Annotated in this window: 15 protein-coding genes; 6 read left to right on the forward strand and 9 right to left on the reverse strand. The window is 44.8% G+C overall.

The genetic code is table 11. From position 1 onward, the window contains the following. Positions 1 to 147 precede the first annotated feature (147 nt). On the forward strand, positions 148 to 1,254 hold the full coding sequence (locus tag Q0110_RS05220) for a DUF5009 domain-containing protein (protein ID WP_297903657.1): 1,107 nt from the start codon (positions 148 to 150) through the stop codon (positions 1,252 to 1,254). Between the two features lie 144 nt (positions 1,255 to 1,398). Here the strand turns inward: Q0110_RS05220 and Q0110_RS05225 are convergent, their stop codons facing one another. From Q0110_RS05225 to Q0110_RS05240, 4 genes are read right to left on the reverse strand one after another with little or no spacing between them, the layout of a single operon-like run. Next, on the reverse strand, positions 1,399 to 5,013 hold the full coding sequence (locus tag Q0110_RS05225) for a sugar-binding domain-containing protein (protein WP_297903660.1): 3,615 nt from the start codon (positions 5,011 to 5,013) through the stop codon (positions 1,399 to 1,401). Positions 5,014 to 5,045: 32 nt separating this feature from the next. Beyond that, complete coding sequence (locus Q0110_RS05230; RefSeq protein WP_297903663.1) at positions 5,046 to 5,825, reverse strand: radical SAM protein; 780 nt, start codon at positions 5,823 to 5,825, stop codon at positions 5,046 to 5,048. A 33-nt stretch (positions 5,826 to 5,858) separates the two neighbouring features. Continuing rightward, entirely contained in the window at positions 5,859 to 7,922 is a 2,064-nt protein-coding gene (locus tag Q0110_RS05235; RefSeq protein ID WP_297903666.1) for a helix-hairpin-helix domain-containing protein, read from the reverse strand. A 19-nt stretch (positions 7,923 to 7,941) separates the two neighbouring features. Then, positions 7,942 to 8,751: a hypothetical protein gene (locus tag Q0110_RS05240; RefSeq protein ID WP_297903669.1), complete on the reverse strand. Its 810-nt coding sequence runs from the start codon at positions 8,749 to 8,751 to the stop codon at positions 7,942 to 7,944. A gap of 378 nt (positions 8,752 to 9,129) precedes the next feature. Here Q0110_RS05240 and Q0110_RS05245 point away from each other — a divergent pair, with 378 nt between their 5' ends. After that, on the forward strand, positions 9,130 to 9,735 hold the full coding sequence (locus Q0110_RS05245) for a DUF4294 domain-containing protein (protein WP_297903672.1): 606 nt from the start codon (positions 9,130 to 9,132) through the stop codon (positions 9,733 to 9,735). Here the strand turns inward: Q0110_RS05245 and Q0110_RS05250 are convergent. Then, the gene (locus Q0110_RS05250; RefSeq protein WP_297903674.1) at positions 9,727 to 10,257 is read right to left on the reverse strand and encodes an RNA methyltransferase; all 531 of its coding nucleotides are present in this window, start codon (positions 10,255 to 10,257) and stop codon (positions 9,727 to 9,729) included. The two genes, Q0110_RS05245 and Q0110_RS05250, sit on opposite strands and share 9 nt — an antisense overlap. A gap of 752 nt (positions 10,258 to 11,009) precedes the next feature. Here Q0110_RS05250 and nadA point away from each other — a divergent pair. Both nadA and Q0110_RS05260 read left to right on the forward strand, forming a co-directional pair. Next, on the forward strand, positions 11,010 to 11,996 hold the full coding sequence (gene nadA, locus Q0110_RS05255; RefSeq protein WP_297903677.1) for a quinolinate synthase NadA: 987 nt from the start codon (positions 11,010 to 11,012) through the stop codon (positions 11,994 to 11,996). A 223-nt stretch (positions 11,997 to 12,219) separates the two neighbouring features. Further along, positions 12,220 to 14,640 carry a TonB-dependent receptor gene (locus Q0110_RS05260; protein WP_297903679.1) on the forward strand — a complete coding sequence of 807 codons (2,421 nt, stop codon included), beginning with the start codon at positions 12,220 to 12,222 and terminating at the stop codon, positions 14,638 to 14,640. A gap of 152 nt (positions 14,641 to 14,792) precedes the next feature. Here the strand turns inward: Q0110_RS05260 and Q0110_RS05265 are convergent, their stop codons facing one another. After that, complete coding sequence (locus tag Q0110_RS05265; RefSeq protein WP_297903682.1) at positions 14,793 to 17,117, reverse strand: two-component regulator propeller domain-containing protein; 2,325 nt, start codon at positions 17,115 to 17,117, stop codon at positions 14,793 to 14,795. 5 nt (positions 17,118 to 17,122) lie between these two features. Further along, the gene (locus Q0110_RS05270) at positions 17,123 to 17,707 is read right to left on the reverse strand and encodes a non-canonical purine NTP diphosphatase (RefSeq protein ID WP_297903685.1); all 585 of its coding nucleotides are present in this window, start codon (positions 17,705 to 17,707) and stop codon (positions 17,123 to 17,125) included. A 59-nt stretch (positions 17,708 to 17,766) separates the two neighbouring features. Between Q0110_RS05270 and Q0110_RS05275 the strand changes: the two genes are divergently transcribed. After that, positions 17,767 to 18,882, forward strand: a complete 1,116-nt coding sequence (locus Q0110_RS05275; RefSeq protein ID WP_297903688.1) for a hypothetical protein — start codon at positions 17,767 to 17,769, stop codon at positions 18,880 to 18,882. Further along, a complete protein-coding gene (locus Q0110_RS05280) occupies positions 18,879 to 19,619 on the forward strand; it encodes a glycosyltransferase family 2 protein (RefSeq protein ID WP_297903690.1) in 741 nt (246 codons plus the stop codon). Before Q0110_RS05275 ends, Q0110_RS05280 begins: the two co-directional genes overlap by 4 nt. Before the next feature lie 74 nt (positions 19,620 to 19,693). Here the strand turns inward: Q0110_RS05280 and Q0110_RS05285 are convergent, their stop codons facing one another. Both Q0110_RS05285 and leuS read right to left on the reverse strand, forming a co-directional pair. Further along, the gene (locus tag Q0110_RS05285) at positions 19,694 to 20,572 is read right to left on the reverse strand and encodes a YitT family protein (protein WP_297903693.1); all 879 of its coding nucleotides are present in this window, start codon (positions 20,570 to 20,572) and stop codon (positions 19,694 to 19,696) included. Continuing rightward, the gene (leuS, locus tag Q0110_RS05290) at positions 20,569 to 23,409 is read right to left on the reverse strand and encodes a leucine--tRNA ligase (RefSeq protein WP_297903696.1); all 2,841 of its coding nucleotides are present in this window, start codon (positions 23,407 to 23,409) and stop codon (positions 20,569 to 20,571) included. Before leuS ends, Q0110_RS05285 begins: the two co-directional genes overlap by 4 nt. Positions 23,410 to 23,472: the final 63 nt, after the last annotated feature.

Here is a 23,472-nt window from a genome sequence, read left to right on the forward strand (position 1 = left end):
GGTAATTCTCTCAAAGTCCTTTGTATAAGGAACTAACAAAGGTATTCCAAAGTTATATAAACAAATTGGATATACAAGTTTGTTTGTTAAACGTCTATTTCCATTATCTTTGAACTTTCGTTGGTAACTTTTTAATCTACTATCAATATGGCACAACAATCCGGAAGATTGCTATCCCTCGACGTGATGAGGGGAATTACGATCGCGGGGATGATTTTGGTAAACAACCCCGGGTCATGGAAGTACGTTTATACACCTTTAGAACACGCGCGTTGGAACGGCCTTACTCCCACCGATCTGGTATTTCCGTTCTTTATGTTCATCATGGGGGTCTCCATGTTTTTCTCGCTTCGGAAATATAACTTCAAGCTGTCGAAAGAAAGCGTGACGAAAGTATTGAGACGAACGGTATTGATATTCCTCGTGGGATTGGGGCTGAACCTGTTCGGACATGTTTGCTACAATGGATGTGCCGATTTCCAGAACTTGCGTATCCTCGGAGTCATGCAAAGGTTGGCGTTGGCATACGGTTTCGGGTCCTTGATAGGATTAGCGATCAATCATAAGCATATTTTGCAGGTTGCGGCGGGTATATTGATATTTTACTGGGCATTACTAGGTTTTACACATAGTATGGAAATGTCGGAAGATAATATTATAGCGGTCGTGGACAGGGCTTTATTCGGTACCTCGCATATGTATCACGATAATATGGAGGATGGCACACGGATCGCCTTCGATCCGGAAGGACTCTTGAGCTGCATCGGTAGCATAGCGCATGTATTACTCGGTTTCTATGTGGGAAAGGTGATACTGGATTGCAAGAAGAATAATGAGTCGATTATCCGTAATATCTTCATTTTCGGTACGATTATTCTTTTTGCCGGTTTCTTGTTGAGTTACGGCTGCCCGATCAATAAGAAGATATGGAGTAGTACGTTCGTATTGGTTACTTGCGGATTCGCCTCCTTATTCCTCGCTTTATTAATCTGGATCATCGATATAAACGGGAAGAAGAAATGGACGTTATTCTTTGAGTCGTTCGGTATCAACCCGTTGTATCTGTATGTACAAGGGGATCTGTTCGCCGTATTGCTGGGGATGAGCGGTATCTCCGCCTTTATGTACATGGATATATTCAAGCCGATATTCGGCGATTTCGGAGGATCGCTGGCTTGGGCTATCTTCTTCGTGGTGTTAAACTGGATACCGGGATATTTCTTGTATAAGAAGAAGATTTATATCAAGCTATAATTAAAATGCCCTGTATACGGGAACACGGTAATGCTACCGTAACCTTTTTAGTTATCCTGCATTCATAAATAAAATAAAAAGGCGATATGTCAATTTGCATCGTTAATTGACATATCGCCTTTTTGCAGGTATCAATCTAGCCTACTAGTTCACGTTATAGCCGGAGATAACCACCCTCGGGGTCTCGCCTCTCGTATCGACATCTTTCCAATGGATGTTGATCTCTTTCTTCTCGCCCGGAAGCAAGGAGAAATAGTTGTCGCTATAGAACATAGGAAGGAATTGCTCGCCATCCTTCTCGCCCACAACATTCACGCGGATCATCAAGGCCGGAGTGGATGAAGCGTTCTCCAAGGTAGCGGTAGCGGTCCAAGTACCGTCATTACCCTTGTCAGTCGTCACGTTGGATCGCAAGGTTACCTTTGGCATCTCACGCAAAGCTTGATAGTTGCCTTCCTCTACGCCACGCAGATAGAAGTTATCCGATACGATCTGGCCCTTCTCGGTCAACGTCAGTTTAATGAAATGAGCGCTAGATACACTAGCGGGGAAATCCAATTTCATACATTTATGGGTCGTATCTTCCTTGCTATCTACAGAAACCTCGTTCTCCCATGCGACAGAACCGTCCATATTGACAATTTGGGCTTTCGCCGTCAGGCCGTTACGTACGCCGGCGCTATAGTTCACTACCTCGACCTCGTCCGTAACCGGGTTCCATTGGATATGCAGAGGCTCGGAAGCCTTCTTGCAACCGAAATAAGCGGCGGTAGGCTCGAAATAATAATCATAGGTCTGCCATACCATGGAAGGCCAGGCAGGATGCGTCATCCATAGCAACAATCCCTTCCGGTGCAAGCTTCTCGACTCGAACAAGCCCCGGTAACCATCGTAGTTCACCCACTGGGCCAGATCAGCGAATTCCCTGGCATCAGCCGGCTTACCGAAACCTTTCTCTATGATCGCGTTGAAAGAAGCGCAAGACTGGGCGCCTTCCATCGTATAATCGTGCTGGCCCCATTGAGCGTTTTGCGGCCAAAGGGCGTCCGGAGAGAAGGTACGGACCAAACTCTCGTAATTCATCACGTTCGGCATGCCGCGCTCGCTATGGAACTTGTCGCTACCGTTCTTCAAGCTGAAATATTCCTTGACAGGAAGCGCACGATACGGGCCGTGGCCACTTACTACCTCATCTGCCGAGCTGGAGATATAATGCAAGCCCGGATGATCCTCTTTTACGATACGGCGCAGGGCCTTGTCGATCTGCTCAGGCGGGAAGCCCTCGTTACGCCCGCAATAAATACCGATAGACGGATGGTTGCGGAAACGCTTCACGTAATCCTCGGCGTTGGCGATGAACATCTCCGGATTATAAGGATCTGGTCCGTCGGAAGGGTTCGCCAACCAGAAATCTTGCCAGATCATGATGCCATGACGGTCGCAAGCCTCATACAGCTCCTTGTCGCCGATCTGCCCGACCCAGTTGCGCATCATCGTAAAGTTCATGTCGGCATGGTAAGCTACGGCGATATCGTATTCACGTCCGCGGTAATTCAAGTTAGACTCGCCGAATCCCCAGTTACCGCCGCGGCCTATAAAACGACGACCGTTGACAAAGAGACTCAACACGCTGTTATCCTCGTTGAAAGTCATCTGACGGATACCGACCTTGAAATCTTCCGAGTCGGATACCTTATCACCTACCTTAAACGTGAAATTAGCGTCGTATAAATAAGGAGAACCATATCCTTTAGGCCACCACAGGCGTGGATTCTGGACCTTTAATTGGCTAAAAGCATTCGGATCGAAAGTAACGGTCTTCTCCTCATTAGCGGCCAATTCCACCGATTGCTCAAAAGTGATATCACCGATCTTTCCTGTCAATATACCCTTTACAGGAGCGATGTCATGGTTCTTCACGATCACCTCCGGAGTCAAGGTAGCGGAGGTCGTATCCGGCAATGGCAATACGGCCTGTACGAACGGATCTTGAATCGTCACCTTGCCCGTAGAGGTCAAGTACACGTCGTTCCAGATACCGATATTACGCCCGCGGATCGTCGAGATCCAGTCCCACCCGATCGTAGCGTGGAAAGTCGGATTATCAGCGCCCAAGATACCACCGTTGAAATCCGTATTCTTCTCACATTTCTCCTTGACAGCGCCAATATGCTCATTCTTGATTATCTCTACCGCGACAACGTTCTTACCCGGTACGACAGCATCCGTCACATCGAACACGCCCCGGATAAACGCTCCCTCGATACGACCGATCTTATTACCGTTCAAATATACATTGGCTTTCCAGTTGATACCATCGAAATTCAAGAACAAACGATCTTGCTTGAATCCTTCGGGTACCTCGAACTCATCCCTATACCAGAAATTAGAGTTGAAGAACGACTCGGATATTTGCATCAGGTTATCTGCGTAATTCGGGTTCGGGATAGCGCCGATATTCTTATAACTACTCAGCACCGTACCCGGTACAGTGGCCACGATCCAATTATCCGCGGAGAAAGAAGGTTTCGATATCTCCTCTCCGGAAGCGGTTACCTCGGAAGCCCGTTGCACCCTCCAGTTTCCGCCCGACAAACGGATTTCATCCTTCGTGGAAACCGGCGAGGCTGCCGGTTGAGCAAGCAAACCACCTTTACCCATAACCTCCATCTCGCTTAAGATATAACGGCTGTCATTGGCCGGCCGCTCCATCCATACCCGCACGTAACGGCCTTTTCCTTTTACATCGATCTCGTCCAGATTGGCTTCTCCACCCGGAAGGCTCGCTATGTCGGTCCATTGTCTTGCGTCGTCGGAAACCTGGATCTTGCCTTCGATCGCTTTATTGATCCAGTGTAATTTCACCTTGTCGAACTCAGATTGGCAACCCAAATCTACATAGACCCACTCCTCTCCTGTCGCGGCGCTCATCCAAGCGCTATTGAAGAATTTGGAAGGAAGCAGATCTACCAATTTATCCTGGTTGTAGAAATTCATCTCGAAGAACGCCCAATAAGCGGCACCTTCCATCTTCAACCGCATCCGATAATAGGCGTATTCGCCGGGGCGATCGAACGTCAAGGTCTCATTTAACATGCGGGTAGGCAACGTACCCGGATCCCAACTATTCTTATTCGGGTCTGAGTGGGCTTTATACCTGCTAGCCTTACCCGGCATGCCTTTGCCTTTCAAGGCTGCCAATTCCGTCCAAGTATTGCCATCGTTCGATCCCTCGCAAATGATCTCGTACCCGTCTTTGACTTTATCCTCGTCGTAAGCTACGCTTCCGCGGAACTGTACCTTATCGGCTTTCTCTTTCCAATTATTCAACGTAAACAGGAAATAAGCGTCCTCGCCGGTAACAGCGTTGCGGGAATAAGGGCCTTGATCGATCATCCACTCGCGCTCACGGCGAGGTATATCGCCATTTTGCGTGGAAAGGCCGAGATACTGAGGCTGCTTGTCGCTCACGATACCATCCGTCAGCAATTGAGCTGTCAAATTGTAATCATAACTGGAGGAATTGTAAGCGCTACGCAAAAGAGCTATGTTCCGGTACGTAGAATGATCCGGACGTAGCGAAGGAGAGAAATCCTCTCCCGGATACGAACCGATACCCCTAGTGTAATAATCCGACCGGTCGAAAGATTCCGCCGGAACACCACTCTGCCCACATCCCCCTAATAAGGCGGAGACCGCTACCGCTCCACAGAGCGTCAATAGCCGAGGCAGTTTTTTCTTTTTACTGACTGTTCTCATAATATTTATCATATTTCTCTAAATTAATTCGTTTAATAAGATACCGTTACGTCAAAACCCTCTTTCCGGGCCCGTTCAGCGATTCCGTCTAACTCTTCTTTTGTCGCTTTTCTCAAGGCTTTAATCGGGGTCTCCCGGTCTATCGTATAAATCATGACTTGTTTCGGACGGATTTGCTTTAAAGCGGAAATCCAGCCCTCTATCTCCTCTTCTGTCATGTTATCGACCGATTCTCCGTTTAATTCCCCTTTCAAGAACATGGTCTGTATAATCAGGTTCCCGTTGAAACGGCATAATTGTCTCAATAAAGACTCGAAATTAAATGTCGGGGAATTGGGCTTGTCTATCTGTTGTATCCGGCTGTCCGACACAGAATCCAGCTTCAATATGTTATCCTCTATTTTATTCAAGGCTTGAAAGACCTCCTCTTTATGGAGCATCGTAGAATTAGAAAGCACGGCTATCTTGGCGTCGGGGAAAAAACGGTTCCGGGTAGCGATCGTATCATCGATGATACCGCCGAATTCCGGATGTATCGTAGGCTCTCCGTTCCCGGCGAACGTAATTACATCCGGGGCTATCCCCTCTCCTTTCATAGCGGTTAGTTTTTGTACCAGGGCTTCCCTCACTTCCGCACGAGTCGGGAGTTTACTATGGGTCCTGCGGTCTTCGTTCAATCCACACTCGCAATAAATACAATTGAAAGAACATAATTTTCCGTCTGTAGGAAGCAAATTCATCCCTAAAGAGATACCTAAGCGCCGACTGTGTATCGGGCCGAACACTATTTTATCAAAAAGAATCGTAGACATATCGCTGTTTGTTTTTACTCACGCAAATCTACTCTAAAATTTCCAGCGAAGCAAAGCATAAAGATCTGTTTTATCGGAACCGCTTATCTCCTCCGTATCAGTGCCTATCAAATCCCTATCCAGATAATGGGTATGGGCCAATTTAGCGGATAAGGATAAACTTTTCCATATATCCAGACGGAAAGTAAAGGCAAAACGCATTCCGTTACCATAGAAGGAAGGCATATTAAAAGCGTATAATATATTTTTCTCGTACGAACCGATCCGGCTGCCGTAATCGTCCGTGTGGAACCATGCCAAATAACCATCCATTTGAAGGGGCAGGGCAGTAGTAGACCTCCAACCTATGCTTTGGGATATCATAATTCCCTTGCTAAGTTCCTTTACAGGCTCATCGAATAGAATACCCTCCAAAGTAGTCTTGAAAACAAAAGGAGAAGAAAAGTTATAAACTTGTTGAAAACGAAGACGGTGTTGTTTATAGAAATTGATTTTCAACAAATTATCGTTTTCATAGGTTTCATTTTTTTCTTTTTGTCGATATTTATAACGAAGATAAGTCGAGAAGTTTTTACTAGGGGTATAGTCTATTTGAGCCATGTATTCTTGCCCTCCGGAAGGAGCGTCTGTTCCGTATTTCAACCAAGGAAAACGGAATAAGTCCGCGTAAACGGACAATTTCCAGCGGGCGACCGGAGTCAACTGAAATCCCATATAAACTCCTTGCTCATTCTGTACGGTAGAACCTTGTGAGAACGCGTTTCCAAACAAAGCTTGGTAACGGCGGTCATAATAACGATACAATACCAAAAAAGATATATAAGAAGCAGGTATTAACTGCAAGGCGTTCAAGGTAGAAACAGCCCCGTTTTTCGAAAGGGCGGTCTCACCGTAAAACTTGATCCGGTTACTTTTCAACATGTAATCAACACTCATGTTAAGATTATTGGAACCTCTGAAATAGAATAGGTTATAAGGTTTCGGATCGGGATCCATCTTGAATTTACCGAATGAATAGGAAAGGGCTGTCAAGCCTACATGAAAATGAGGAGTGGCATAGCGGATATTTCCTCCATATACCTGCGTAGTAATTGTCTTCCTCTTTTCCCAATCCCGTTGCAAACGATGAAGCCCATCCGTTTTCAATGCGGTGAATGTCAAGTTATCCACCGCCGCATCCATTTTCCGGTACGAATAGAAAACACTTATATCCAAGTTTTTAATAGCGATCGTACTAGCTACTCCTCGAAAGAAATCCTGTTCATTGGTTGAGAAATGCCTACGAAAGCCGTTCGTCCTTCGTTCTGCCTGAGCGACTACAGCCGTACGGCTAGGGGAGAAGTCGTTGCTAATTACCAAACCTTGCCCGAAAGACATTTTATAATCTCCTATAGCCAAGCTTTTTAACCAGTTGATATTTTTTAAGAACAGATGAGCGGAATAGAAATCGTATCCTTTATGATACTGATTCCAAAAAGGTTCTCCCGCATCTTTCTCCGCAACGAAGCCTGCTTGCAGACGATCATCGAAATTATAAGAATAGCGCAGTGAGTGATAGAATGGCTCTCCCCAGTACTTACGATTCGGATATCGCTGAAGTATACTGTCTGGTTGTTCACCATATCCCTTTTTCTGTTGAAAACATTGATCATATCTGATTTGTAAATCATTACGACCGTATTTCAACAGGTTCTTAACTGTAAATAATCGTTTTTCAACAATAACATCACTTATATAAATAAAAGGAAGGAGAAGAGATATCGTCTGAAAATCCATTTCCTCAATATTCTTCAATTCGTAGATACTAGTCATTTTCCCGTATCGCTTTTGATAGGAGAGAAGCTGTTCGATTTGTCGGTCGGATAAGAAAGGCAGGCGCTTCAATTGCTCTTCCGTTACGGAATTCAACTCAAAAGGATGTTCGGTAAGATAAGATAAATCGGCATACAGGCTTTCAATACGTTCCGTATCCTCGGTTTCCAACGCTAATTCCTCTACGTATTCCATCCATTTATCAACAGAATATTCTACTTGAGAATTAGCGTAATAACTATTTATCAACAAGATTATTGACAGAATTATAAACAATCGTCTCATAGTTAAGTATCGTTTATGTTTAAAAAGAAAATGATAAACCAAGGCCAGTACTTATCCCTAAAACAGGATGATAAACGGAAGCTACGTCTATCGTAAAACAGGAAAAGTTATAACCGATTCCTAAAGAGGGCAGGAGAGGGGTGGTTTGTATTCCGGCCCGGATAAAAAAGGAATCGAAAGCGGCATACTCGATACCGAGATTTCCAAGAAGCGTTTGTTTGTCTTCCGTTCCCAGACTTCCCGTAATCAACAGGTCGTTTATAATTTCCCATTGAAAACTTATTTGAATCAAATAATAATTAAAATCTTCTATTTCAAGATCTTTATTTCCTATAGAAACAGAAGGTAGATTCATAATCAACATTCCAATCAACAACTTATCAATAGGAAAGAAACTGATCCCGATATCTGTAGACAGCCTGGATCTTGTGTTCTCCAATAGCTCGGTTTGCAGGAAGCTATAATGAAACGCAAGCCCTAACGCCCATTTATCTCCCAAACGTTTTCCCCCTAAGATACGAACCATCATCTCTCGATATATATCGGAACCGAATACTGAGATATCAACACCTGTGGATAATAACCGGTTCGGATAATAAAAACTGCCGGACATCGTACTCAGCTCTTTCAGCATATACCGATTAAAATAGTCTAAATGAACGGATTTTTTCTCTTTACCGACAATAAGGGCGGGATTGAATAAAACAGATTGCGTACCGACGTTTCCTCCCATCCCTACGCTGCGAATGTCCGGCAAACGTAAGTTGTCAACACCGTATGCGCACAATGAAAATATTCCCGTAAACAGGAATAAAAATAGGTATTTCATAAGTCAAGATTTTGTATTGTTGGTTTTATATATATGAAGGTCTTTTTATAATCCTCATCGGGAATAACCGCGAATCTTTCATTATCAAGAATTCGCTTTTGTACTTTACCGTTTTCACCTTTATTTTATTGATAAAGTCATTCCATTTAATATATACCAAAAGTTGTAAATCTCTGGTATTCCGGCATTCAATACCTTTCGTCTTATACGAGATAGATTGGATTTTTCCGAATAGAGCGGTAATTTCTTCTTTTTTCATAGTTAATATATTCTTAAGTTGTTGTCAACTACGCAAATGTAATGTTTTATATTCATTTAGCAAGTTATTAACAGATAAATGACACTGAGAATCACGTAGTATTTATATTTTTGCGACATATGATACGAAAAGGGATATATTATGTTTTGGCTCTACTTGTTTTCTGTAGCTTTAAGGGATTGGCACAGGCGGTAAAGACAAATATTGTTCCGGAAGGTTATCAGAAAGCTCAACTGTATAAAGGTGATACAATGGCTGTCGTCAATCTCCGGGAAGTCTTCATATATCCTCAAGTTAAGTTTAAGAATAAGCGTGAGCAAGCGAAGTACAATAAATTGGTACGAGATGTAAAACGCACTCTTCCATATGCCAAAATGGTGTACGATACACTGATAGAGACCTACGAGTATATGGAAACCCTACCGGACGACAAAGCCCGCCAAGCCCATTTAAAACGAATGGAGAAAGAATTGTTCGCTCAATATAAACCGGAGTTGAAAAAACTGTCTTTCTCGCAAGGCAAGCTACTTATTAAGCTGATAGACAGGGAATGCAACCAATCTAGTTATAATTTACTGAAAGCCTATCTGGGAAGTTTCCGTGCGGGCTTTTGGAATTTCTTCGCCGGAATGTTCGGAGCTAGCTTAAAGTCGGAATACGACCCGAAAGGCAAGGATGCCATGACCGAACGGGTCGTCGTATTGGTTGAGAACGGCCTAATCTGATAATTGCTTGAAGAAATCCCAGATCACAATACCGGTAGTGACCGATACGTTCAGGGAATGTTTCGTCCCGTACTGAGGTATCTCAATACACATATCACAGTTATCAACAACATTTTGTTGAACGCCTTTTACCTCGTTTCCCATGACGATAGCATATTTTTTATCCTTGTCTAACTGTAGGTTATCCAACATGACACTACCTTCCGCTTGTTCTACGGCACATATCGTATATCCCTCCTGACGCAGTTTATCAACAGCCTCCGGGGTATCCTTGAAATATTCCCAATCCACGGTTTCTTCTGCCCCTAAAGCGGTCTTATGGATCTCGGCATTCGGAGGACAGGCCGTAATGCCACAAAGGTAAATAGCCTCTACCCGGAAAGCATCGGAAGTACGGAACACGGATCCAACATTGTTAAGACTTCTAATATGATCTAACACAACGATCAAAGGAATCTTCTTACTTTCCTTGAAAGCCTCTGGGGTCAGGCGGTTTAACTCGGTTACTTTTAATTTTCGCATAACAAAATCTCTTTGACCGCAAAAGTAGCGAATATCCATGGATATGCCGTTGAAAAGCTATTAATAAGTCGTGTACACAAAATGAAAAATATTTCTTGCATTATTCAAATACTTATCCATACACCCCTCTTTTTTAAATTAGCAAACAGATTCATTATTTATTTATTACACACTATCAACAGCCCTTATACACCAATCGACAGCTATTCGGGAGGATCTATTTTTTCACAATCAAGGTTGTCAACATAAATGACTAAATATTCATAAAGTCTATAACTCTAAGAATTACAGTCTGTAAATGCATATATATACTATTAATATCTTTTTGATAACCTGTTTACAGACCTTAATAAGTCAATAACCAAAGATCAAGGTAAAAATGTATTAACCATTTCAACAGCCTATCATATTCATCATATTTATTTTTAAAATTAAAGATTAATAAGAATATAATATAACAGCTGTGGATAACTTCCGATGATACCGGAAGGGGGATCAAGGATGGAGGAGGGCGATCTCGTTTTGGAGAATCCCGGAATGCCGGTAGCTCATTGACTGGTAGCAAAGATAAGAATCTTTCTTGTTATTTCCATTAATGAAGAAAGTTTATACCTTTGTGCTTCGTGAACAATAGGTTGATAAACTAGATAAGATAAAGATTATCAGTGGTACTTTCTGTGGATAATATTGTTTATATATAGTGAAAACCCTATTGGAGCAATGGAAATAGGAATCATATAATATATAAGGCTATGTTGACAAACCAATCAATCGGGTACATGGATGCGCCCGTTCCTAAGGATTTAAACCTAAAGGAAGCGATCGACAAGTTACGTAAAGAGAAGAATGCGGTCATTTTGGCCCACTACTATCAAACAGGCGATATACAAGATATAGCGGATTATGTAGGAGATAGTTTGGCCTTGGCGCAATGGGCGGCCAAGACAAAGGCAGATATCATCGTGCTCTGCGGGGTTCACTTCATGGGAGAGACAGCGAAGATACTTTGTCCGGACAAGAAGGTGCTGGTACCAGACTTGAACGCCGGCTGTTCCTTGGCGGATAGTTGTCCGGCTCCGGAGTTTGCCGAGTTTGTTCGGCAGCATCCCGGCCATACGGTAATCTCTTATGTGAATACGACCGCCGCCGTGAAAGCCGTGACAGACGTGGTGGTCACTTCCACGAACGCCCGCCAGATCGTGGAAAGTTTTCCGGAAGATACACCTATGATTTTCGGTCCGGATCGTAACTTGGGTAATTACATCAATAGCATCACAGGACGTAAGATGTTGCTTTGGGATGGCGCTTGCCATGTGCATGAGCAATTCTCTTTGGAAAAGATCTTATCTTTGAAGAAATTGTATCCCGATGCGGAGGTGATTACCCATCCGGAATGCAAACAACCGATTGTACAGGTCTCAGACTTCGTAGGATCTACCGCGGCCCTGTTGAAACATACCATTAAGTCTGATGCGAGACAATTCATCGTAGCGACAGAAAGTGGCGTTATTCACGAGATGCGCAAGCAAAGCCCGGACAAGGAGTTTATCCCGGCTCCTCCGAACGACAGTACTTGCGCTTGCAATGAATGTAATTTTATGCGCCTGAATACGATGGAGAAATTATATAATTGCTTGAAATTCGAGATGCCTGAGATATTCGTGGACGAGGAAGTACAGAAGAAGGCGATCAAGCCGATCAGGAAGATGCTGGAGATCTCGGAGAAACTAGGACTTTGATCTACACGCAGGCATACGACATACCCCATTCGATAATCCGGGCTTGGATGCTATAAAATCCGGGCCTGGATTATTCATATAAGAACAGACATTACTATGTTACCGCAATGCCACGAATTAGGAAAAGAACCTGTTCATAAGCGATAAAGTACGTGAAAAGCGATGATCGGATACAGATAAATCGTTATTTTTGCGTGGAAATCTAATTATAATTCTCAATATCATGAAAAAGATAGGACTGATGTTGGCCTTATTGTGGGTGATTTGCGTTCTCTCACTAGCCTCCTCTCCGGGTACTTACATTAAAGGGCAATTAATCGATGCCTCTACGAATCAAGTAATTAATTATGCGGATATCTTTCTGTTTGCTACGGGAAGCGAGAAGCCCTTGCAACAAACCTTTCCAGATGATCAAGGACGTTTCTCGTTTAATAAGATAGTTCCGGGCGATTATGTGGTCATGGTTCGCTTGATGGGATATGACGTGTTGACAAGAAATGATATTACTTTGAACGCCTCGGTTTCAGTGGATTTAGGGAAGTTGATGATGAGGCCTTTGGAGGTTGGCCTTGCCGAAGTAGAGGTAGTGGCCGAGAAACGCCAACTGGTTTATAAACTAGATAAGAAGATAGTAGAGGCTTCCTCCAACATAATGGGAGGGGGAGGTTCTGCCGTAGATATATTAGAGAACACGCCTTCCATACGGGTAGACGCTGAAGGTGATGTCACTTTTCGCGGTAGCAGTGGTTTCTTGGTTTATATAGACGGTAAGCCGAGTGTCTTCTCGGGTACGCAAGCTTTGGAGCAGGTCCCGGCGGGGCATATAGAGAATATAGAGATTATCACGACACCTTCTGCCAAGCACGATACGGAAGGGGATGTAGGTATCATCAATATCATCACGAAAAAACATTCCCAACGGGGATTGAGCGGGATGGTAAATCTTTCCGGGAGTACGTGGCTTTCCCGCCATGTCGATTTCTTGTTGGCCCAGCAACGTCAGCGCTCTCGTTGGTATATCGGCGGACAATGGACCGACCGTATGCGTAAGAGTGACTTCGACCAAGAGAAAATGACAATCGTAGGTGACCAAACAACCACATCCCATTCCATCGGGCCTCGTACGGGAGACAGTTATCATTATACGTTGAAAGGCGGTTGGAGCCTGAACCTTCCCAAGACAACGATCACATTGGATCTGGAAGGTGGTTACGGCGGGAATAAACGCAAGGGAGAGATGAGCTATAAAGAGACCCGTTCGATAGCAGGCGGCTCTCCAGTGACGGAAAATTACCGGAGCATAGACGATTATGATAACGATGAGAATATTGGTTTGGGAAGCCTGGCGGTGCAACATCGGTTCAACGATAAAGGACACGAGCTTTCCGGTAGCGCTTATTACAAATATGGCGGTCATGCCTTGGAATATTTCTTTAATGACTTGATGTCTTTGGAAGGGCAACGCCAACAAGGACACCGCGCTTACGAAGCAGAGCACCGCGAGACGATGCGTATCAATCTGGATTATGCCTTACCCTTCGGAAAAGGAAGTAAGCTAGAGGCCGGCTATCAATATTATTCTTATCTGGAAGACGGCGATTACAGCATGGAATGGTGGGACCCTGAAGGACAAACATTTTTTTGGCGTGATGATATCTACAATACGTTTTATTTCCAAGAAGGAGTAAATTCTATCTATACAATCCTTTCGCACACATGGAATCATTTAGAGGCACAGGCAGGCGTGAGGGGAGAACACACCCACACGGTCTTGAGAAGCTCCGTGAAGGGAGCGGATCGTACGAAGAACCGCTTTGAGTTTTTTCCGTCAGTACATCTAGGTTATACGTTTCCGGGCGAGCATCGCCTATTGGCTTCTTATTCCCGCCGTACCACACGTCCGCAACTTTTCTACATGGAGCCTTATATCACGTATCGCGACTTCTATACAGCCGAGATCGGTAACCCGGACATACGCCCGGAGTACATCAACTCCTTCGAGTTGAACTACCGGAAGAATTTCGGGGAGAACACGGTGTCCGCTACCGCTTTCCATCGCTACCGGAAAGACAAGATCGAGCGATTGCGCGTGCCATACTCGGCCGGTGTTACTTTGGATTCGATGGCGAACGTGGGGCACGATTACTCGACTGGTATCGAGCTAAGTGTCAGCTTACGTCCGGTACGTTGGTGGAATACTACGCTGAACGGAAACATTTATCATTATAAGGTGAAGAATGAACAAGCCGCCGGTGGAAATACGACCTCAAGCACCAATTATGATATTTTGTGGAACAACTTGTTTAATCTGGGAAAATATACCCGCGTCCAGTTGGATGGTAGTTTTGTAGGCCCTTCCGTGACAACACAGGGACGTACGGATGCTTACTGGTATGCGAACCTGGCCATCCGTCAGCAATTATGTAACCGGAAATTAACCGCTACATTAGCTTTCCGAGACATTTTCCGCTCCGCTAAATACATCAGTGATATCCAAACGGCCGACCTGCGTTCCTTAACACGTATCAAGCCTAAATATCCGCAGATCACGCTTACGTTGAGTTGGACATTTAATAGTTTCAAGGCTAAATCCACTCAGGCGAAAGAAGACCGTTCGGAAATGTTCGAAGGAATAAAGCATTGATTTCGATTTGAGGAGAAAGATATAGGATACTTATATTTACCGGATGCGAACTATGCGGGCGAATACGGATTTATCAATGATCCATATTCGCCCGCATAATTTGTATCGTCTGTACCCCGGTTTATCGGATACGATGCCTTTTATCCAATCTTTTACCTAATGACCATAATCTTAGTAACCACGCTTTCTTTCGCCTCCGGCGTGGAAGAGAGCACCAGATAAACGCCGCTGGCCACACGACCGCCATTTACGCTCCGGCAATTCCATGTAAGTTGTCCACCGGAAGACTTGGCTTGAAAGATAATATTACCGTTCAGGTCTGTTATTTTCACGTTAGAATCCGTCATTAATCCCGTGATCGTAACTTGGTCCGCATATTCCGGTCGTACAGGATTCGGATAGGCATACACCTCGGAATAATCTTCTTTGCCCTCGCTGGCATCCGACATATAGGATATGATCCCGTTTTCCGTCCCAAAGAAGACCTCACCGGTTTGATCATCGATAGCGATACTGTTTATTTTATCCGAAAGGAGAGGAGAGTTTTCTGTCGTAAAATTCTCGATGGTCTCGCTTCCATCCTCATTTACCAAAAACACTCCGTTCCCTTCCGTTCCTATCCATTTGCGATTTCCTCCGTCTACGGCTATCGCTGTCACTTTTGCGTTATCCAGGAAATATGCGGGGATATCATCTTGGATGGAACGGATGATCCGGGTACAATACACGTTTTCCGGATCGTTCACCGCTTTATCCGGTACCGGGCAGATAATAGGGCCCCTGTTGGTTCCTATCCATATATCGCCGTTCTTATCCTCGGCCATGCAGAAATAACCACTCACGGAGATCGCCTCTCCTGTCGGCTTATTAAGGTTGAAGCTCGCAAATTTGTTTACCACATCGTCGGAAGTATCGTCGATGGTACCTTTATCATCGAAAACGATTATTCCTACATTCTCGCGAGGAATATTTATCCATTTATGTCCTTTAGACGTGATCAGTATTTTATCGATCAAAGGAATATTATCAAGAACCGTGTATTTGCCGGATCGTAGCGCAGACCAGGTTCCATCGTTTTTTAAAACGCATATACGGCTGTTCACCGCCGTATTGGTCATCCACAGGTTATTGTCTTTATCATAACACAGCCCCTCCACACGGACATAACCTCTGGGTTGATTTTCCACGGCTGTCCCCAACGAACTGTTGGTCGTATTATAGAGTTTTACGAACTCGTTATCTTTAAACTCGAAGACGCCCTCTCCCCAAGTAGACGCGAAATAATGAGATTTGTCGGTGGGATCTACGGCTATAGTCGTAACATCCATGAATACGCTGTTACTCTCTTTTCGTATTTTATCCTCATCGAAGTTAGTCCATTTCTCGTCCTCACGAATCATCATCGTCCCGATAATACTATCTCTATTTGTCCACCGTCCACCTCCGGCTACCAACAGTTTACCTTGTTGAAAAGTCATGAAATCGCAATAATTACGTTTGGGGCTGTCTTCTAAAGAGAGCAACTTAGAGGCGAATACCTCCATCTGGCTCCCTTTCAACTTCATGCCCACTAAACCATCCGGCCCGGATGCCACCCAATAGGTATTAGATGTGTTCTGGGCAGATATATCGTTTGTCGTTCCTGTGGCCACTTGTGTTTTCTGCGACAAGGAAGAGCATATGTACGTACTCGTATTCGTATATGCGAGCAGTTTATCCCTCTGGATCGTTATATCGTTGATATTACTATCTATGCATAAGTTTTGAATCGCATTATCCGAGTCGAGGTAATAAACCCCTTGTTTCTTGATGAAAAGGCAAAGCGTATTTTGGAATAAACCGATATTTGAAATATTATTCTCCTCAAATTTATCCGTATTAAGCGAGAATTTCTTCCAGTTATTCACGTCTAATAAATTATCTTTGACGGAGGCATACGATAAACCTTCCGACGTAGCCGCATAGATGGAATTATTCTTTATACATACTGATTTCACGATTCTGTTAAGCCTATAAGTATCGGTAATCTCATTTTTACGCATATTGACGACCACAACGCCAAAGTTCATGGATAGATAAGCGTACTCCTTGTAAAAATAGATCGAATTAACTGTTTTATCTTGTATATTCGTGCTAGTTTGTATATAGGGTATATTGTAGATACCATTGTCGCTCAATAAGTCTATATTGCCGTTACTATAAACGATTAATAAAGTATTCGTCTCTTGATTATAGCCTATGTTAGCGATATCATTGTCGCTTAATCCGTTTTGCCTGGAGTAAAATTTTAGACTCTGGTCTTCTTTGCCATAACTATATAGGGAACCATTCGCTACGGCGAAAACGATATTGCCGGCTTCCGCCACGTCCGTCGTGTTGTAATAAGATAAATACGGGGTCCAGGTTCCGACGCCTTGTGCCTGGATTAGCTGCGTCAAGGCACACAGCAGTATGTATATGGATAAGATGCGTTTCATATTTATCAAGATAAGGTAGATAAGAATTCGGCCAGTTTACGCACGGCCAAGGCACGATGGCTGATCGTATTTTTTATATCATCGCCCAGTTCGGCGAATGTCCGCGTATAATTATCCGGCATGAAGATAGGATCGTATCCAAAGCCCGACTCGCCCTTCTTCTCGTTCGTGATAACCCCATTGATAATCCCATCGAATAAATATTCCTTACCATCCATGACCAGCGCTATCACGGTACGGAAACGAGCCTTGCGATTCTCCATCCCTTCCATCTCGCGGAGTAATTTCCGCATATTAGCCCGCGCGTCGTGTCCCGGTCCGGCATAGCGTGCGGAATATACACCCGGAGCGTTATTTAGCGCCTCTACCTCAAGTCCGGTATCATCGGCGAAGCAGTCGAATCCGTAATGCTCTTTTACGTACCGGGCCTTAAGCAAGGCGTTGCCTTCCAATGTATCGGCCGTTTCGGGGATATCCTCATGGCAGTCTATATCACGTAGGTTAACCAATTCAAGGTGATCTCCGATGATCTTCGAGACCTCTTGCAGTTTATGTAAGTTGTTTGTAGCGAAAACAAGTTTCTTTTTCATCTTCTGCTTATTTTGTTAAAAGTGAGTATCTTTGTGACATACAAAGTAAATAAAAATCTATGAACTCTCGTATTACTATCCAGCGGTTTGTAGCCGGTAGCCTATTTATAACGATAAATGCCCTGTTTTATTTTAAATACCTGTATCGAGTATCTTTACCTATGGGTTTAGTGGTAACGGGAGGATATATAGCGTTTATATATTTATTATTTTCCTTGTATAAGAGGCAGAAACTGGGTTTTCCGGTGTGGGTATGGGCCGGAGTTATGGGATTGCTCACCATCGGTAGCGGCCTTATCTTGCATTTTATCCCGAAAGAGAGCTTGAACGTGGATCGGTGGGAGATGATCCAATTGTTCTGGGATTCGGTTTCCGATGGGATTTATCCCTATGGAGTCCACAGCCCGGAAGGGAATTATCCGGGACCTATGCCTTTTTATTTTATAGTGGCCTATCCTTTTTATAAGGTGGGGGAGATCGGTTGGATGACCGTCGGTAGCTTATGGTTGACATTGTGGTATTTCCAGAAAAGGATTGATCGTAACAGCCTTGGATTCTTGATGCTATTACTTTTATCTTCCTTGGCTATCTATTGGGAGATATTCGCCCGCAGTACGATCTTTATCAACTCCTTGTTGTTTGCCTTGTATTTGTTTGGCCTGAAAGATTTGCCGAAGCGTTCCGGCTTAGGTTTTTACGGATGGGCATTTATAGGCGGGATATTGTTTTCCATGCGCACTGTGTTTGTGTTGCCCCTTATCATATGGGGGATGTATGTTTGCTTACGAAAAGAAATCCGTATGATACGCATATTCAAATGGGGGCTTTGCTTCATCGCGGCGTTCGCGTTGACGTTTCTTCCTTTTTATTGTATGTCTCCGCATACTTTTATGCGATTGAATCCGTTCGTGACACAGGGAGACGTATTATTGCCGTTCTCGTATGTAGTTTGCTTTTTAGGGTTGGCTTTTGTCGTACCCTTCTTCTGCAGAAAGTATGCGGACGTATGTTTTTACGGTGGCGTATTATTGTTCGCTACTATCTCGGGACATGTAGTATACGGATTATACGATAATGGAATAGAGTCTTTTTTGACAAACGGAGCTGATATATCTTATTATCTGTTTTGTTTTCCTTTTTTATTAGAAACTATTGTAAATAAAGACGAAGAATGATTAAGGATAAAGTGGTTACTGTCGTAATGCCTGCCTATAACGCCGAGAAGACGTTGGAACAGACCTATCAAGAAATCCCTTTTGATATCGTGGATCACGTGATTTTGGTGGATGATAAGAGCGGTGACAAGACAGTCGGGAAAGCGCGTGAACTAGGTATCAAGCACATTATTTCCCATGAGGTGAACAAGGGGTACGGAGGGAACCAGAAGACTTGCTATGATAAGGCGCTCGAGTTGAGATCGGACATTGTTATCATGCTTCACCCGGATTATCAATATACCCCCAAATTGATACACGCCATGGCCTACGTGATCGCGGACGATGTCTATCAAGTGGTCTTTGGCTCGCGTATTCTAGGGAAGGGCGCTTTAAAGGGGGGGATGCCCGTTTACAAGTATATAAGTAACCGTATACTTACGTTGATACAAAATATACTGATGAATAATAAGTTATCCGAGTACCATACGGGCTACAGGGCTTTTTCCGCCGAGGTTTTAAGATCCATCGATTATAAGAAATGTTCGGACAATTTCGTTTTCGACAATCAGGTAATCGCCCAGATATGCGACAAAGGCTATGAGATAGCCGAGGTTACCTGTCCTACCAAATATTTTCCGGAAGCCTCTTCCATTAAGTTATACAATAGCGTGGTGTATGGGCTGGGAGTGTTGGGAGTGGCTTTCCGGTACTTTTTGCACAAGGCGGGAATTAAAGAATACAAGATATTGAGATAGTGCCCGTGCGTGAAAAAAGGGCGGCCTTAATTAAAAGACCACCCTTTTTATGAAAAGTCAAAACTATGAAAATATTAAGTCTTTATTTGATCGAATCCCTCGCCATATACTCCCCGGACGATGCTTTGGGAGATAAACGCCTGATGGTCTATACGTTTCACGATCCTGAAGATAGAGACAGACTCGGACTTCTTGGCGAGTAATACGACTACCTTGACAGGCTTGCGGGAGTAGCCGCCCACTCCGTCCAGTATCGTGCAGCCGCGGCCTAGCTCGTGAATGATACGATCCGCTATCTCGTCGTACTTCTGGGAGAAGATGAGGAATTGAACGGATTGGCGGTTACCGTTCAATACCATGTCGAGGACATAGTTGCTTATGAACATCTCCACGAAACCGAAAACGATCTTATCTACGTTATGGAACAGGAAGAAAGAGGAGCTGATGATGAAGAAATCGCAAAACAAAAGAATACGTCCGATCGATATATTCTTATATTTATTGATTACCGCCCCGATAATATCCGTTCCTCCGGTACTACCGTTCGCCGAGAACACCAATCCCAAACCGGCACCACACAGGAATGCGCCGATTATGATTCCCATAAACGGCTGGTCATGCAGTATAGGCTGTCCTTTCAGCAACCATTCGAAGAAAGATAGGGAAGCGGAGAGCGAGAAAACCCCGAAAATGGTTTTTATCAAGAATTTCAGACCCAAGATCTTTAAGGCTACCACCAACAAGGCTACGTTGATGACAAAATAAGATACGGATACCGGGATCAATCCATTAGAGGCAAAGAATATCAACGCGCAGATACCGCTTACCCCACCGGTCACGATCTCGTTGGAGAGGATAAAGGCGTTGAACCCGAATCCGTACAATAAAGTTCCGCACAGGATCATCAAGTAATCCTGCACGGAGAAATAGATTTTTGTGAGTTTTAAGTTCATCCCACTACGATATTAACGATTTTGCCGGGCACGACAATTACCTTCTTAACGGTCTTGCCTTCCATCCACTTCGCTGAGTTCTCATGACTCAAGGCGACCTTTTCGGCGTCTTCGCGGGAGATATCAGCCGGAAGCTCAAGGTTGAAGCGGGCTTTACCGTTGAATGAGATGACGTAGGTAACTGATTTTTCTACCAGATACTCTTCGTTATGTTCCGGCCACCGGGCATCGCAAATGGTCGTTTCATGTCCTAGTTGATGCCACAGCTCTTCCGCCACGTGAGGAGCGAACGGGGCCAGTAAGATGATAAGCGGCTCCAAGATGGCTCGTTTGCCGCATTTTAGGCTCGTTAGCTCGTTTACGCAGATCATGAAAGCGCTAATAGAGGTGTTGTATGAGAAGTGCTCGATGTCGAACGTTACCTTCTTGATCAACTTATGCAAGGATTTCAACTCGTCGGCCGTAGGCTCGGCGTCAGTAACCCGCAAGGTATCCGTGTTGCCGAAAAACAAGCCCCAAAGCTTCTTTAAGAAACGATGCACGCCATCGATACCGTTCGTATCCCAAGGCTTGGATTGCTCCAACGGACCAAGGAACATCTCGTACAAGCGTAACGTATCGGCGCCGTATTTCTCGATGATCATATCCGGGTTCACTACGTTGAACATGGATTTAGACATCTTCTCGACAGCCCATCCGCAGATGTATTTGCCATCTTCCAATACAAACTCAGCGTCGTTGTACTCCGGGCGCCAGTTCTTGAAAGCCTCGATGTCCAATACATCGTTGGATACGATGTTTACGTCTACATGGATAGGAGTGACCTCGTATTGGTCTTTCAGGTTCAAGGAAACGAATTTGTTGGTCCCGTTGATACGGTATACGAAATTCGAGCGTCCTTGGATCATACCTTGGTTGATCAGTTTCTTGAATGGCTCTTCCTCGCAAACGATACCCAAGTCGAACAAGAATTTATTCCAGAAGCGGCTGTAGATCAAGTGGCCGGTAGCGTGTTCCGTACCGCCGATATATAAATCCACGTTTCTCCAATATTCGTCCACATCTTTGGCTACCAAGGCTTTATCATTACGCGGGTCCATATAGCGTAAATAGTAAGCGGAAGAACCGGCGAAGCCCGGCATCGTGCAAAGCTCCAGCGGGAAGATCGTCTGGTTGTCGATCTTTGATACCTCGGTGATTTTCTTGTTTACCGTGTCCCAAGCCCATTTAACGGCATGTCCCAATGGAGGCTCGCCCGTCTCGGTAGGCAAGAATTTATCTACTTCCGGCAGCAGCAGAGGCAGGCATTCTTCCGGCAACATCCGGGGCATGCCATCGGCATCGTAATATACCGGGAACGGCTCGCCCCAATAACGCTGGCGGCTGAAGATAGCGTCGCGTAAGCGGTAGTTTACCTTCACGCGTCCCAGATTGTGCTCTTTTACGTATTTCTTGGTAGCGGCTATCGCCTCCTTGATCGTCAGCCCGTTCAAGGAAAGATCGCAATAAGGGGTAACGCCGGCTCTCGGAGAGTTGCATACGATACCTTCCTTGGCATCGAAACTTTCCTCGCTTACGTCGCAACCCTCGACCAACGGACGGATTTCCAGCCCGAAATGTTTCGCGAAAGCGTAGTCGCGGCTATCGTGCGCCGGAACCGCCATGATCGCTCCCGTACCGTAGCCGGCCAATACATAATCGCTGATCCAGATAGGAACTGCCTCGCCCGTAAACGGGTTGATGGCATACGATCCGCTGAACACGCCGGTTACCTGGCGGTCGGCGATCCGCTCGCGCTCGGTACGTTTCTTGGTACGATCCAGATAAACGTCTACTTCCGCTTTCTGATCTGCGGTTGTTAATTGGGACACTAATTCGCTTTCCGGCGCTAATACCATGAAAGTAACGCCAAACATCGTATCGGCACGCGTGGTAAAGATCGTGAATTCCTTGTCGCTGTCTTTTACCTTGAAACGCACCTCGGCACCCTCGCTACGGCCGATCCAGTTCTTTTGGGTCTCTTTCAAGGAATCCGTCCAGTCGATCGTATCCAACCCGTCCAGCAGGCGTTGTGCGTAAGCGGATACACGTAAGCACCATTGGCGCATTATTTTTTGCTCTACCGGGTAACCGCCGCGCTCGGAAACTCCGTTCACTACCTCGTCGTTCGCCAACACGGTACCCAAGGCGGCGCACCAGTTTACCATGGTCTCGCCACGGTAAGCGATCCGGTAATTCAGTAATATCTCTTGTTTTTCTTTCTCGCTCTTGGCCTTCCATTCCTCGGCGGTGAAGGAGAGTTCCTTTCCGCAGGCAACGTTCAAGCCTTCCGTACCGTTTGTCTCGAAAGCCTGTACCAGCTCGCTGATCGGGCGGGCTTGCTTCTTGTCGTTACAATAGTAGCTATTGAACATCTGGATGAAAGCCCATTGTGTCCATTTATAATATTCGGGGTCGCAGGTACGGATCTCGCGGCTCCAATCGTAGCAGAAACCGATCTTTTCCAATTGCTCCCGATAACGGGCGATATTGTTTTTTGTCGTGATTTCCGGATGTTGTCCGGTCTGTATGGCGTATTGCTCGGCGGGCAGTCCGTAAGCGTCGTACCCCATCGGGTGCAATACGTTAAAACCTTGTAAACGTTTGAAACGCGAATAAATATCAGAAGCTATATAACCGAGCGGGTGGCCAACGTGTAATCCCGCACCGGAAGGATAAGGAAACATGTCCAATACGTAGTATTTAGGTTTATTCGTGTCCTTTTCGACTTTATAAACCTTTTCGGCAATCCAGTAGTCGTGCCACTTCTTCTCAATCTCTCTGAAATTGTACTCCATGATAGTTTATCGTTTTTGTATCGTTTTCTATTTAAGGCTACAAAGTTAGTGAATTTATTTATT

This window comes from uncultured Parabacteroides sp. (assembly GCF_947855115.1).
Lineage (GTDB): Bacteria > Bacteroidota > Bacteroidia > Bacteroidales > Tannerellaceae > Parabacteroides.

What these genes read in the sequence shown, in the direction of transcription:
- Q0110_RS05220 (WP_297903657.1), top strand. Translation starts at nt 148, where the DNA reads ATGGCACAACAATCCGGAAGATTGCTATCCCTCGACGTGATGAGGGGA.
- Q0110_RS05225 (WP_297903660.1), bottom strand. Translation starts at nt 5,013, where the DNA reads ATGAGAACAGTCAGTAAAAAGAAAAAACTGCCTCGGCTATTGACGCTC.
- Q0110_RS05230 (WP_297903663.1), bottom strand. Translation starts at nt 5,825, where the DNA reads ATGTCTACGATTCTTTTTGATAAAATAGTGTTCGGCCCGATACACAGT.
- Q0110_RS05235 (WP_297903666.1), bottom strand. Translation starts at nt 7,922, where the DNA reads ATGAGACGATTGTTTATAATTCTGTCAATAATCTTGTTGATAAATAGT.
- Q0110_RS05240 (WP_297903669.1), bottom strand. Translation starts at nt 8,751, where the DNA reads ATGAAATACCTATTTTTATTCCTGTTTACGGGAATATTTTCATTGTGC.
- Q0110_RS05245 (WP_297903672.1), top strand. Translation starts at nt 9,130, where the DNA reads ATGATACGAAAAGGGATATATTATGTTTTGGCTCTACTTGTTTTCTGT.
- Q0110_RS05250 (WP_297903674.1), bottom strand. Translation starts at nt 10,257, where the DNA reads ATGCGAAAATTAAAAGTAACCGAGTTAAACCGCCTGACCCCAGAGGCT.
- nadA (WP_297903677.1), top strand. Translation starts at nt 11,010, where the DNA reads ATGTTGACAAACCAATCAATCGGGTACATGGATGCGCCCGTTCCTAAG.
- Q0110_RS05260 (WP_297903679.1), top strand. Translation starts at nt 12,220, where the DNA reads ATGAAAAAGATAGGACTGATGTTGGCCTTATTGTGGGTGATTTGCGTT.
- Q0110_RS05265 (WP_297903682.1), bottom strand. Translation starts at nt 17,117, where the DNA reads ATGAAACGCATCTTATCCATATACATACTGCTGTGTGCCTTGACGCAG.
- Q0110_RS05270 (WP_297903685.1), bottom strand. Translation starts at nt 17,707, where the DNA reads ATGAAAAAGAAACTTGTTTTCGCTACAAACAACTTACATAAACTGCAA.
- Q0110_RS05275 (WP_297903688.1), top strand. Translation starts at nt 17,767, where the DNA reads ATGAACTCTCGTATTACTATCCAGCGGTTTGTAGCCGGTAGCCTATTT.
- Q0110_RS05280 (WP_297903690.1), top strand. Translation starts at nt 18,879, where the DNA reads ATGATTAAGGATAAAGTGGTTACTGTCGTAATGCCTGCCTATAACGCC.
- Q0110_RS05285 (WP_297903693.1), bottom strand. Translation starts at nt 20,572, where the DNA reads ATGAACTTAAAACTCACAAAAATCTATTTCTCCGTGCAGGATTACTTG.
- leuS (WP_297903696.1), bottom strand. Translation starts at nt 23,409, where the DNA reads ATGGAGTACAATTTCAGAGAGATTGAGAAGAAGTGGCACGACTACTGG.